This is a genomic window from Caballeronia sp. BR00000012568055, from assembly GCF_029439455.1.
Lineage (GTDB): Bacteria > Pseudomonadota > Gammaproteobacteria > Burkholderiales > Burkholderiaceae > Caballeronia.
On record NZ_JAQFVG010000061.1, the window covers coordinates 1 to 12,729 of the forward strand.

Here is a 12,729-nt window from a genome sequence, read left to right on the forward strand (position 1 = left end):
CGTCTTTGTCGTAGAAACCGAAGGGCGCAAAGCTCAGGCAGTCGCCCACGCGCAGCGTACCGCGCTGAAGCACCGCCTGAAGGGTCGATGCAGCGGGCGCGGCGGCTTCGCCTTGGGGTTGTGCGGGCGTGGAAACCTTCGTGCAGCCGGTAATCAGCACGCCTGCGGCCAAAGCAAAAACACAGGCCAGCCCTGCGCCTCGTTGAGCAAGTTTCATTGGAAGTCCTGGTCGGAGAATGTGGTGCGGATCGCGCTCGCTGGCGGATTCCGTCTGTCCGATATACCGGACAGCTATCTGGTCAATCGGATTGGTTTGAAGTGTTGGGCGCTAAAAACTGCGTGACAAGCAGTCCGAACCCTAATTGCGCGGGGATTTTTGATGGGCTAGTTACGAGCCGCATCATGATCGATGCGTCTCGTTTAAAGCGCTTTATTCCAGTGCGATCTTCACCGGACGAATATTCCAGATGTGCTCGCAATATTCACCGATCGCGCGATCCGACGAGAACTTACCCGAGCGCGCCGTGTTCATGATCGACATGCGCGTCCAGCGCTTCGTGTCCTGCCATGCGTGGCTCACGTCTTCCTGACGCGCAACGTAGGATACGTAGTCGGCTAGCACGAGGAAGGGATCGGACCAGCGCAGGTTATCGACGAGTGGACGGAACATGTTGGCATCACCGCGTGAAAAGTGGCCGCTTGCGACCAGGTCCAGCGCTTCACGCAACTCATCGTTCGAATTTGCGTAGTTATCCGGATGATAGCCTTCGCGCCGCACGCGCTCGACTTCGCTTTCGGTGAGGCCGAAGAGAAAGAAGTTTTCTTCGCCTGCTTCCTCGCGTATCTCCACGTTCGCGCCATCCAGGGTGCCGATGGTGAGCGCACCATTCATCATGAACTTCATATTGCCCGTGCCGGAGGCTTCCTTGCCCGCTGTCGAAATCTGCTCCGATAAATCCGCAGCAGGGTAGATCGTATGCGCGTTCTTGATGTTGAAGTCGGGGAAGAACACCACTTTCAAGCGGCCATTCACCGTCGGATCGTTATTGACGACTTCTGCGATTCCGTTGATCAAACGAATGATGAGCTTCGCCATCCAATAGCCGGGCGCGGCTTTGCCGCCGAATACGAAGCAACGCGGTGTCATCGACAGATTCGGATCGCGGCGCAGACGCAGATAAAGCGTGATGATATACAGCGCGTTCAAATGCTGGCGCTTGTATTCGTGAATGCGTTTGACCTGAATATCGAACAGCGCAGTCGGATCGACGACGATGCCCGTTTCGCTCTTGATACGCGCCGCGAGCGCCTGTTTGTTCGCTTGCTTGACCGCGCGCCAGCGATCCAGAAACGCGGGATCATCCGCATACGCTTCGAGCTTGCGCAGTTTCGTCAGATCCGTGGCCCAGCCTTCGCCGATGGTTTCATCGAGCAATACGGAAAGCTTGGGATTGCTGAGCATCATGAAACGGCGCGGCGTCACGCCATTGGTGACATTGCGGAATTTCTCCGGCCACAGTTCGGCAAAATCATGCAGCACGGTTTGTTCGAGCAGACGCGTATGCAGCGCCGCCACACCATTGACCGCATGCGATCCGACCGTCGCCAGATTGGCCATACGTACGCGTTTCGCGCCGTGTTCATCGATCAACGACATGCGGGCGAGGCGGGCGTGATCGCCGGGAAAGCGCTGGCGGACTTCATCGAGAAAGCGGCTGTTGATTTCGTAGATGATCTCCAGCAGGCGCGGCAGCACGTCCTGAAACAGCGGCAAACTCCATGTTTCCAGTGCTTCCGGCAACAGCGTGTGATTCGTATAGGCAAGCGCGTTGCGTGTGATGGTCCACGCATCGTCCCATTCCACGTTGCGCTCGTCGATCAGCAGACGCATTAATTCAGCCACGGCGATGGACGGATGCGTGTCGTTGAGCTGTGCGGTGAACATATCGGCGAAGCGTGAAATCGGCTCGCCTTTGAGCGCGAGCAGACGCAGCATGTCCTGCAACGAGCACGAGACGAAGAAGTATTGCTGCGCAAGCCGCAGACGTTTGCCGGCTTCGGGTTCATCGTTTGGATAAAGCACTTTGGAGAGCGTCTCCGAACGCACTTTTTCATGCACGGCTTCGTAATAATCGCCTGCATTGAAGTCCTGAAGATCGAACGATTCGACCGCCTCGCTTTTCCAAAGACGCAGCGTATTGCAGGTGTTGACGCGAAATCCGGGCGTCGGGGTATCGACGGCGACGCCTTTGACGGTATAGGCCGGAATCCACCGCACGCAATAGCGGCCTTGCTCGTCGGTCCAGCTTTCGGTGCGGCCGCCGAAGTTCACATAAAACGCAACGTCGGGCCGCAGTATTTCCCATGGATTGCCTTTTTGCAGCCACTTATCCGTGACTTCGACTTGCCAGCCGTCCTTGATCTCCTGATCGAAGATGCCGAACTCATAACGAATGCCGTAGCCGATAGCCGGAATTTCCAGCGTCGAAAGCGAATCCAGATAGCAGGCTGCGAGACGCCCGAGCCCGCCATTGCCGAGTCCCGGTTCTTCCTCGATCGCAACCAGCGCGTCGAGATCGAGACCCAGCGCCTGCAAGGCATCGCGCACATTGCTTTCGATACCCAGATTGATGAGGTTATTGCCGAGTTGCGGGCCGATCAGAAATTCGGCGGAGAGATAGCACGCGACTTTCGCATCGCTGGCGACGTAGGCGTGCGTGGTGGCGACGCGGCGCGCCATCATGCGGTCGCGCACCGCGAACGAAAGCGCCATATACCAGTCGTGCGGCGTCGCGATCTCCGGATAGCGGCCTTGCAGACAAATCAGGTTATCGACGATATCGCGCTGAAGCGCTGCAACGCCGAGTCCGCTGCGCGCGGGTTCGGCGACTGCAGGGGTTTTGAGTGTAGGCAAGTCGTCCATGATCGCTCCGTGGTTTGCTGAGGTGTCCAGCAGGCGACCATGATCCAGTTTCGTGTCGGGCGGGTGACAGGTTCGATCGTTGAGTGAAGAACGGTCGTTCGTGATCGTTCAGGTCATATCAAACGCTGCGCGTTCGGCGCGCGGTTATTCGGCGTTTGTATGTGCGCGCGCGCAGCCCGACTTCTACCAAGTCGTCACCGATGCACCCGCCGAAGGCGCATGGCCGATTGCGTCGTGTTCATTCTGGTTCAAATGATCATTCGACATCCTTAGTTAAGTCGGGATTTCTGACACTCCGTCTGATACCAGATATCGACCTGACGTTGGGCGGCCTGAAGATCGTCCGGATAGTAGGGATCGTAGTAACGGAACGGATCGTAGCCCGCTGCTTCCAGCGCGGCCAGTTCGCTGCGATTGCGCGCTTGCGTCGGCGGTGCGTGGTTGCGTATTGCGGTGAGATCGGTGCATTGCGCGGCGCTCAAATGCGGGCCGTTATCGGGCACGCCGCTTATGGCGCAACCCGCGACTAAAAGCGCCAATATCGATGATAACCATGTCTTCATGTCATCTCCCCTGGGTTAGGGCGTCGCGTGGACACACGTTGCCGCGCCGCTTTGCATTCGCTATGCTCGCCGCTGCATAGTCTTCCGAAAACGCTCGTTGTCCGAAACAAGGCGCGGTCGTTGCAAGCAAGGTATCGACCGATGCGAACTGTTTGTCCGCGACCCACGGGCGTCTTGCAAGCGTGCGGTCGTTGAGCCAGTACGGACTCCAGTCGCGCGTCGTCTCGATGATCTCACGCGCAAATTCCGGGCCGTATTCCAGTCCACCTTCGATCACCACATCGATATACGACTCCGCCAGCGGATATTTCGCGTCCGCGATCGGCAAGCCTTCGCCGGGCGGCTTGCCCGCGATCATCGGCACATAGACCCAGATCGTGCCGTGCTCGGGCAGCGGCTGCCACGACACCGATTCGATCAGCGCGCGCGGCACTTCCACGCGCGTGTAGTTTTTTTCGCGCGCATCGAAGGCGGACATGTCGTCGCCATCCACCGGATAGAGCACGCCGTTGACGGTCATCGCAGCTTCACCGTTGTTGGGCCTGCGCAATCCGAGCGCGGTGAAGCCGGTTGGCGAGCGATCGCTCCAGCTTCGCACATAGCCGAACGCGGCGGATACGCGCACGGGTATCGCGGCGATGGGTTTGCTTGCCGTTGCATTGCGCGATGCCGTGTTGATCAGCGAGCCGTAACCGAAGATAAATTGCGTCGGCTGGCCGGGGAGTGTCTTGCCCCAGTAGTCGGTGGTCTGCGCGTGTGCGGATGCGCAGGTGAGCAGCAGCACTGCGGCGATTGTTCGAATGATGGCCATCGCATTTGCTCCGTTCGGATCAGCTTATTGCATCACCTTATTCTTCCACGAATTTCCGGATCGTTCCGCTAAGCCGCAGCTAAGCCTTCATGCGCAGAGTAATCACACCAACCGAACCATCAAGGAGAAAACATGTTCGCTCTGCTTTTCGATCTTTTGGGTGCGCTTGCTTTGGGCATGTCCATGACGTGTGCGATCGGCGCGTTGTCCTCGTCTGGTGAGCTTGCGGAGCAGACCGCTGCGCATGGACGCTTTAGCGAATTGCGTACTGCCCGCAAGCGTTAGGCATGTTAGGCATGTCAGGCACTCGTGCCAAACGCTTATGAAATGCTTAAGAAGCGCCGGGAATGCTGAGAAAAATGGCTAAGGCATTCCCGTATGAAATTCGCTACCGAGTGAAAGCAGACAGAAGGTATTTGCTGGCTAGAATGCGCTGACGCTACCAAGCAAAACAAAGCAAAAAAACAAAACATCGAACGCGTCCGAGCATTTCACGCATTCAGCAAAGGCACGTGGATGAAACTGCTGCTGGTCGAAGATAACCTTGAACTGGCGCATTGGCTCGTCTCGCTTCTGACCTCGGAAGGTTTCGTGACGGATCATGTCGGCGATGCAGAAGATGCTTCGCGGCTGGTGCGATCGCACTGCTATGACGTGGTGTTGCTCGACATGCGTTTGCCGTCGATGAGCGGCAAGGACTTGCTGAGCATCATGCGCCGCCGCCGCGATACGGTGCCGGTCATGATGCTGACCGCGCATGATTCGCTCGACGACAAACTCGACTGCTTCGACGCGGGTGCCGACGACTATATGGTCAAGCCCGTCGATACGCGCGAACTCGTTGCGCGCATCACCACGTTGGTTCGCCGTCGTACGCCGAGCGCGGTGAACGCGATGCAGTGCGGCGACCTCGAATATCACTTTTCCCACCGCGAATTCAGGCACAACGGCAACGTGCTGTCCTTGCGACGCCGCGAACACGCCATTCTCGAAACGCTGATGTTGCGGCAGGGCAAGGCCGTGTCGAAATCCGCGCTGATGGAAAGCATCTTCGGACTCGATGAACCCGCAAGCCTCGATGCCGTCGATCTCTACGTGCACCGCTTGCGCAAGCATCTGGCCGGTTCCACGGCGCGTATCGCGACCGTGCGAGGGCTCGGCTACATTCTGCGCGCCAATGAATTCGATGTGCGTTATTCGTGAATATCCCTAGTTTTACAGCAGTCCGCGATACCAAACAGAAGGGTTCGGATAGTTAGCATTGCTTCCGTCTTTGTTTCATCAAGAAGCAAGCGATACAAAAATGCCAACGACACCCCAGAAGAACATCAGGAGACGGACTTGAAGATTCGACATCTCACCCTTGCAGTCGCACTGGGCCTCGCGGCCACTCACTCTGTGTACGCGCAATCCAGCGTGCAGTTATATGGTTTGCTCGACATGAGCGTGCCGACCTATATCACGCATGCGGACGATGCCGGTAATCATGTCGTGGGTATGGGCAATGGCGGCGAACCGTGGTTCAGCGGCAGCCGATGGGGGCTGAAGGGCGCGGAAGATATCGGCAATGGTTCAAAGATCATCTTCCGTCTGGAAAGCGAATATCGCGTCAGCGACGGCCAGATGGAAGATCCCGGCCAGATCTTCGATCGCGATGCCTGGGTCGGCCTCGAAGACAATCTGCTTGGCAAGATTACGGTCGGTTTCCAGAACACGATTGCGCGCGATGCAGCCGCCATCTACGGCGACCCGTACGGCAGCGCCAGCCTGAAAACGGAAGAGGGCGGCTGGACCAATTCGAACAACTTCAAGCAACTGATTTTCTATTCGGGCAGCGCGACGGGCACGCGTTCGAACAATAGCGTCGCGTGGAAAAAGCTCTTCGATAACGGGCTTTTTCTGAGCGCCGGTTATGCGTTCGGCAACACCACGACCTTTCCGGTTCAATCGAATTATCAGGTGGCGGCGGGATATAACGGCGGTCCGTTCAATGTCTCCGCGTTCTACAACCACACGAATCACCTCGGCTTTACGGACCAGTCATATTCCGTCGGTGGCAACTATACGTTCGATATCGTGCGATTCAATGCGGGCTATTTCCACTATCTCGGCGATCAGGGCGCGCTCGCGCAACGGCACGACGACGCATGGACGGTATCGCTGAAAATCGCGCCGAAAGGTCCCTTCGATTATGAGTTGGGCTATCAGCAATTGCGCACGAAGAACGCCGCCTACAACCTCGACGGCGATATTCCCTACGCGAACGTCGGCACCTTCGATCCGGCTTCGGGCTTGCACAACGGCTTCAAGGAAACGCTTTACTGGTCGGCGTTTTATCACTTATCCAAGCGCACCGAGCTTTATCTTGCGGGCGATTATATGAAGCTGCATGGCGGATACACGGTTGCGCAGACAAGCTCGACGAATCAGCTCGAATTGACGACCGGCATTCGAACGCGCTTCTAATCAGGCGAGTCCCATCACCGACCAACCGGCGACGAGCGCGAACACCTGCCACGCCGCGAACGCAACGATGACGCCTGCGCCGCCGAGTGCCACACGGCGGCGCAGGCTATCGAAGCGGGCGGACTTCGCCGCGAACGTGCGATTGATGCCGCGACTGGCGAGGCCGATGGCGCAGATGGTCAGCGCCACGCCCGCGCTCATCGCAAAGGTGGAGATGATGCCGACGCCGAACGCGCCCTGATCGAGTCCCGCGACCAGCACGAAGATCGACCCCGCGCACGGTCGAATGCCAACGGCGAGTCCCGTAAGCAAGATGCTTTGCCGCGCGCCCCGGCGATGCATCGCGAGTTTGCTGCCGAGATAAGCTGCATCGTTTTCGTTCGTTGTACTCGTCTTGCTGAATGATGCAAATTGCACGCGCGCGGGCTTGCAGCAATCGCGCTTCGTCGCGATGGACCATGCCGTCCACAGACCGACAAGCAGCAAGGCCACGTAGCTTACGAGTTCGAGGCGCGCGGCTTGCGTCAGCACGCCATCGAGACCGTGACGCGCGAGCCATGCCGCGCCGCCGACCAGCGCAATGGCGGAAAGCGCCTGCGCAGTCGCGCTCCAGACGCCGAGCAACATGGCTTCGCCGATGCGCGTGGGATGCGAAACGAGATACGTGCCAACGATCGTCTTTCCGTGACCGGGGCCGAGCGCGTGCAGCACGCCATACGCGAACGAAAGCAGAATGACCGTCAGCGCCGCCAGCGATCCCCACTTCCCGTTGCGATCCGGAAATGCGTCCTGCAGTCGCGCATTTAGTTCGCTCTGCCATCTAATGCTGGTGCCGACGGCATCGCGCGCCCACTCGGGTACGTGACTCTTCGGTTGTGATGGCTCGACAACAACCGTACCCGATGCAGGCCGCCCGAACATATCCAGATTCTGTGCCGATGCCGCCTGCGTAACCAACAGCATCGCGATCAATAGCAGCTTGCCAATCAGACGCTTCAACATGAGATTTTGCTGGCAATCGGCGTGACCATGCCGCTGAAAATAGGATGATCGCGGTCTTCGAATTTGGCCGCGCTGCACGTGCGCGCGGCGGTTTCATCGAGTGTGACGGGTTGCGGGTTGCGAGCGTTGAAATCGACGAAAAACGAGTCGTCCCAGATGCCGACGGTCACCTTCGACGCCTTTGCATCCGCGGGCTTTGTCAAGGGCACGAGAAAGCGATAGACCATGTGCTTGTCTTCGACTGCCACGGCGAAGTCGCGCGCTTCGCCGACCGGCATTTCCTTATCGTTCGCGAAGACGTGCGTGAAGTAGTTCACGGTCTTGAGATTCGAGAACGCCTGCTTGTAGATAAGCGCGGTGTGTTTCGCGTCCATCGGGCCGGAAGTGGGCGCGTCGGAAAAGTCGCCGACGAGCGAGAACGGATAGGTCTTGGTGAACGCCCACGTCTCGCGGATCGCCGTGATTTTGCTGCCGGTCATGACCGCCGTCGCCGAGTAGTCGATCCACACGTGCGGATGCGCCGCCGCATGCAGCGAGATCGACATCAGCGCCAGTGCGGCAAGCGCGCGCGGTTTCGGGAGGTACATCGGTGTTGCCCAGATCAATTGAACTCGCCTCGTATGACGGCCGCCACGCGGTTTTTCTTGAGCCGAATGCGTTCTTTAGCGCATCGGCGCATCGCCGCGCGTTGCGAAATATTTTTTGGGGATGATATAACATTGCATCGCTGCGGACATCGATGCAACCGGGAAGCGGCGCACGCCTGTCATACGCGCAGACTTCGATTTGGCTAAGATGCATCGACCGTAAATCGAACGACGTGAGACAAGGTATGCGCAATTTCAGACGGCGGCTTTTCGTGGTCGCTTTTATGGCGACGCTTTCATCGGCGGCTTTTGCGGATTCGGCGTGCAAGACGCTCCAGCAGGCCGAATCGCCCGGCATGACGATTACCAGCGCACTCGATCAACCCGCCGGCACATTACAGCTACCCGATGGCAAGTCCGTCGCCGATCTTCCCGCGTTTTGCCGCGTGTCCGGGCGGCTCGCGCCTTCGTCCGATTCGGATATCGGCTTCGAAATGTGGCTTCCGCCCGCCGACGCGTGGAACGGCAAGACGATGGTGGTCGGCAATGGCGGCTACGTCGGCGCTATCCGCTATGACGAACTGGAACCGGCGCTGCGTCGCGGTTACGCGGTGATCTCGTCGGACAGCGGCCACGCGGACAAAGCCGGTTATCGCAATGAAACGCTGGACTGGGGCGTGGGGCACCCGGAGAAGATCATCGACTGGGCGTATCGGTCGGTTCACGCGGCGTCGGTGGCGTCGCGCGCGCTGGTCAAAGCCTACGAACAGCGCGATGTCACGCATGCCTATTACTTCGGCTGCTCGACGGGCGGCGGGCAGGGCGTCGCCGCGGCGCAGCGTTATCCCGACGATTTCGACGGCATTATCGCGGGCGCGCCGGGGAATAACCGCACATCGCTCAATCTGGGCTTTTTGTGGAGCGGCACGCAGAATCTGAAGACGAAGGCGGGCTACATTCCGGCGTCGAAACTCCCGGCGATCAACCGCGCCGCCATTGCCGCGTGCGATGGAAAAGACGGCATGCGCGACGGACTGATCGCCGATCCTTCGAGCTGTCATTTCGATCCCAAATCGATGCAATGCAGCGCCGGCACCGATACCGACAGTTGCCTCACCGCCGATCAGGTTGGCACGCTCAAGCGCTTGTACGCCGGCGCGCGCGATCCGAAAACCGGCAAGCAGATCTATCCCGGCTGGCCGGTCGGCAGCGAGTCCGGCTATCTGGGCGGCTGGGCTTATATGATCGAAGGCCCGCAGGCGTTTCGCACCGAATTTTTCCGCGACTGGGTGTTCAAGGACGCGAACTGGAACTGGCGCAATTTCGACTGGCATCGCGATCCGGCTATCGTGAAGGAGCGCGTGGGCGCGCTGGTGGATTCGGTCGATCCGAACCTCTCCGCGTTCCGGCAGCACGGCGGCAAGCTGATCCTCTATCACGGTCTCGCCGATCCCATCGGCAATGTCGGTGATACCGTCAATTACTACACCGCCGTCAGCAAGACCGTGCCGCAGACGCCGCAGTTCGCCCGCTTGTTTCTCGCGCCGGGCATGGGGCATTGTCGCGGCGGCGTCGGCGTGAATACGTTCGATGCCATCGGCACGCTGGAAAACTGGGTCGAAAAGGGGCAGGCGCCGGATCGCATGATTGCCGCTGCGAAAGGCGTGAACAGCAAGACGGGCGGTTTGGCGACGGAAGCGGAAGTCAACGCGGGCGGCGCGCGAACGCGGCCGCTGTGCGCGTATCCGCAGCAGGCCAAATACAAGGGCCACGGCAATACGGAAGACGCGGCAAGTTATCTGTGCGTGTCGAAGACGCAGTGAAGCCTTTATCATGAACGCGTCAATTTGATGAAGCGGCACGAGTCCTGCTATGCCCCGAACCATGACGCTACACACGCCCACTCTTTTCACGCCATGATTTCCACGCTATGACCGCGCTGACCGGCATCCGCGTGTTGCTCGTCGAAGACGACGACATGGTCGCGTCCCTGATGAGCGATCTGCTTGACGTGCTCGGCTGCGAAGTCGCGGGCACCGTCTCGCGCCTGAGCGATGCCATCCACGCCGCGCAAACTGCCGCCATCGATATCGCGATTCTCGACGTCAATCTGGAAGGCCGCCCCGTCTATCCCGTCGCCGATGCGCTGATCGCGCGCCATATTCCCGCGATCTTCTGCACGGGCTACGGACGCGCGGGCATCGACACGAAATATCAGTCGATGCCAGTCCTCACCAAGCCTTTCGATCTATCGACGCTGGAGCAGACGCTCGTATCGGCGATCGCTTCCCGCCGCGCATGAAACCGACTCCCGACCAGGCGCGCGAACGTGCGCTGTTCAACGCCATCGACGATGGCTTTTGCATCATCGAATTTTTCGATGGACCGCACGGGCCGCTGAGCGATTACGTGCATATCGAGGCGAATTCGGGCTACGAACGGCATATGGGCATTGGCAATATCGTCGGCCGCACGCTGCGCGATGTCGATCCCACGGGCGCGCCGCATTGGCTCGATTTGTACGGCGGCGTGCTGCGCACCGGCGTGCCCGCGCGCTTCGAGCGCTATTTCGGCACGGCGGGACGGCATATCGAGGTGTCGGCATCGCGCGTGGAACCGGCTGAATTGAAGCAGGTCGCCGTGCTGTTCCGCGATATTTCCGCGCGCAAGAAAGCCGAAGCCGCGCTCCGAGCCAGCGAAGCGCACGCGCGCGAAAACAGCGAACGCGTGAAGCTGGCGCTCGCGGCGGGCGCGATTATCGGCACATGGTTCTGGGATTTGCCGAACGACCGCTTTACCGTCGATGAAGCGTTCGCGCAGGCGTTCGGTCTCGATCCCGCACTCGGGCGCGAGGGCCTGAGTCTGGCGCAGGTCGTCGCGACCGTGCATCCGGACGATCAGGCGGGACTCGCCGCCGCGCTCAAGGAAGCGATTCCGCGTGGCGGGCATTATGCGCATCAGTATCGCGTGAAGCGGGCGGACGGGCGCTATTACTGGATCGAGGCGAATGGCCGCGTCGATCATGCGCCGGATGGCACGCCGCTGAGCTTTCCGGGCGTCTTGCTCGATGTCGAAAATCGGCGCGCGGTGGAAGCGGAACGCGATCGCGCGGCGGCGTCGTTGCGGGCGCTTAATGAGACGCTGGAACAGCGCGTCGCGGAGCGCACCGCCGAACTGATGCGCGCCGAAGAACAATTGCGTCAGGCGCAGAAGATGGAAGCGGTCGGCCAGCTTACCGGCGGTCTCGCGCACGACTTCAACAATCTGCTGACGGGCGTATCTGGCTCGCTGCAATTGCTGAGCATCCGCTTAAGCCAAGGCCGCATGGCCGATGTCGATAAATACGTGGTCGCGGCGCAGGGCGCGGTGCGGCGCGCGGCGGCGCTGACGCATCGGCTGCTGGCGTTTTCGCGGCGACAGACGCTCGATCCGCGTCCTACGGACGTCAACGCGCTGGCCAACGGCATGACCGATCTGATCCAGCGCACGGTCGGTCCGGGCATCGAAATAGAAGCGGTCGGCGCGACGGGTTTGTGGCCCGCATTGGTCGATGCCGGTCAGCTCGAAAACTCGCTGCTGAACCTGTGCATCAACGCGCGCGATGCGATGCCGGACGGCGGGCGCATCACCATCGAAACGGCGAATCGGTGGATCGACGGCAACGCCGCGCGCAGCCACGATATGCCCGAAGGCCAGTTCCTTTCGCTCTGCGTCACGGATACGGGTATCGGCATGACGCCGGATATCGTCGCCAAGGCGTTCGATCCGTTCTTCACCACCAAGCCGATCGGCATGGGCACCGGTCTCGGTCTGTCGATGATCTACGGGTTCGCCAAGCAGTCGGGCGGGCAGACGCGCATCTATTCGGAAGTCGGGCAGGGCACGACGGTGTGCATCTATTTGCCGCGTTATTACGGCCGGGTCGATGGCGATCATGGCGATCCGGCCGAGTCGCCCATTTCCGGCACCGAGGCGGGCGAAACCGTGCTCGTCGTCGATGACGAACCGAGCGTGCGCATGCTCGTCACCGATGTGCTGGAGGAAATCGGCTACACGGTGATCGAGGCGGCGGACAGTCAGGCGGGGCTGAAGGTGCTGCAATCGAACGTGAGGATCGATCTGCTTATCAGCGATGTCGGTCTGCCCGGCGGCATGAACGGCCGTCAGATGGCCGATGCGGCCCGCGAGGCGCGGCCCGATCTGAAGGTGCTGTTCATCACTGGTTACGCGGAAAATTCGGTGATCGGCAACGGACATCTGGAGCCAGGCATGCAGGTGCTGACCAAGCCTTTCGCGCTGGAAGTGCTGGCGGCGCGCGTGCGTCAACTTGTCGAAATCTGATCGGCATTCTTTGCCGATTTTGACGCGCGGTAGCCT

The 12,729-nt window shown here is 59.9% G+C and carries 12 protein-coding genes and 1 pseudogene; 7 read left to right on the plus strand and 6 right to left on the minus strand.

From position 1 onward, the window contains the following. Together P7F28_RS04285 and P7F28_RS04290 are read right to left on the minus strand one after the other, a co-directional pair. Positions 1-217 (minus strand): annotated as a pseudogene (locus P7F28_RS04285) (amino acid ABC transporter substrate-binding protein); the annotation flags it as partial. Positions 218-430: 213 nt separating this feature from the next. Next, positions 431-2,923, minus strand: a complete 2,493-nt coding sequence (locus tag P7F28_RS04290) for a glycogen/starch/alpha-glucan phosphorylase (protein WP_277183200.1) — start codon at positions 2,921-2,923, stop codon at positions 431-433. A 79-nt stretch (positions 2,924-3,002) separates the two neighbouring features. On the opposite strand from P7F28_RS04290, the gene P7F28_RS04295 reads away from it, so the two are divergent. After that, a complete protein-coding gene (locus P7F28_RS04295; protein WP_277183201.1) occupies positions 3,003-3,179 on the plus strand; it encodes a hypothetical protein in 177 nt (58 codons plus the stop codon). Between the two features lie 13 nt (positions 3,180-3,192). On the opposite strand, the gene P7F28_RS04300 is transcribed toward P7F28_RS04295, so the two are convergent. Further along, positions 3,193-3,486 carry a DUF4148 domain-containing protein gene (locus tag P7F28_RS04300; RefSeq protein WP_277183202.1) on the minus strand — a complete coding sequence of 98 codons (294 nt, stop codon included), beginning with the start codon at positions 3,484-3,486 and terminating at the stop codon, positions 3,193-3,195. Position 3,487: 1 nt separating this feature from the next. Continuing rightward, entirely contained in the window at positions 3,488-4,297 is an 810-nt protein-coding gene (locus tag P7F28_RS04305; RefSeq protein ID WP_277183203.1) for a gamma-glutamylcyclotransferase family protein, read from the minus strand. A 132-nt stretch (positions 4,298-4,429) separates the two neighbouring features. Between P7F28_RS04305 and P7F28_RS04310 the strand changes: the two genes are divergently transcribed. The 3 genes from P7F28_RS04310 to P7F28_RS04320 all read left to right on the plus strand — a co-directional run bounded on the left by P7F28_RS04310 (position 4,430) and on the right by P7F28_RS04320 (position 6,763). Further along, on the plus strand, positions 4,430-4,582 hold the full coding sequence (locus P7F28_RS04310) for a hypothetical protein (RefSeq protein WP_277183204.1): 153 nt from the start codon (positions 4,430-4,432) through the stop codon (positions 4,580-4,582). A 231-nt stretch (positions 4,583-4,813) separates the two neighbouring features. Beyond that, positions 4,814-5,500, plus strand: a complete 687-nt coding sequence (locus P7F28_RS04315; protein WP_277183205.1) for a response regulator transcription factor — start codon at positions 4,814-4,816, stop codon at positions 5,498-5,500. A gap of 138 nt (positions 5,501-5,638) precedes the next feature. Beyond that, positions 5,639-6,763 (plus strand): porin, encoded by a 1,125-nt coding sequence (locus P7F28_RS04320; RefSeq protein WP_277183206.1) that lies wholly within the window; start codon positions 5,639-5,641, stop codon positions 6,761-6,763. On the opposite strand, the gene P7F28_RS04325 is transcribed toward P7F28_RS04320, so the two are convergent. Then, positions 6,764-7,765 carry a nickel/cobalt transporter gene (locus P7F28_RS04325; RefSeq protein WP_277183207.1) on the minus strand — a complete coding sequence of 334 codons (1,002 nt, stop codon included), beginning with the start codon at positions 7,763-7,765 and terminating at the stop codon, positions 6,764-6,766. Then, a complete protein-coding gene (locus tag P7F28_RS04330; RefSeq protein ID WP_277183208.1) occupies positions 7,759-8,352 on the minus strand; it encodes a DUF1007 family protein in 594 nt (197 codons plus the stop codon). The genes P7F28_RS04325 and P7F28_RS04330 overlap by 7 nt, the downstream gene beginning before the upstream one ends. A gap of 272 nt (positions 8,353-8,624) precedes the next feature. Here P7F28_RS04330 and P7F28_RS04335 point away from each other — a divergent pair, with 272 nt between their 5' ends. The 3 genes from P7F28_RS04335 to P7F28_RS04345 all read left to right on the plus strand — a co-directional run bounded on the left by P7F28_RS04335 (position 8,625) and on the right by P7F28_RS04345 (position 12,693). After that, entirely contained in the window at positions 8,625-10,175 is a 1,551-nt protein-coding gene (locus P7F28_RS04335) for a tannase/feruloyl esterase family alpha/beta hydrolase (protein ID WP_277183209.1), read from the plus strand. 107 nt (positions 10,176-10,282) lie between these two features. Beyond that, a complete protein-coding gene (locus P7F28_RS04340) occupies positions 10,283-10,654 on the plus strand; it encodes a response regulator (RefSeq protein WP_277183210.1) in 372 nt (123 codons plus the stop codon). Beyond that, a complete protein-coding gene (locus tag P7F28_RS04345) occupies positions 10,651-12,693 on the plus strand; it encodes a hybrid sensor histidine kinase/response regulator (protein WP_277183211.1) in 2,043 nt (680 codons plus the stop codon). Before P7F28_RS04340 ends, P7F28_RS04345 begins: the two co-directional genes overlap by 4 nt. The last annotated feature ends 36 nt before the right edge of the window (positions 12,694-12,729 follow it).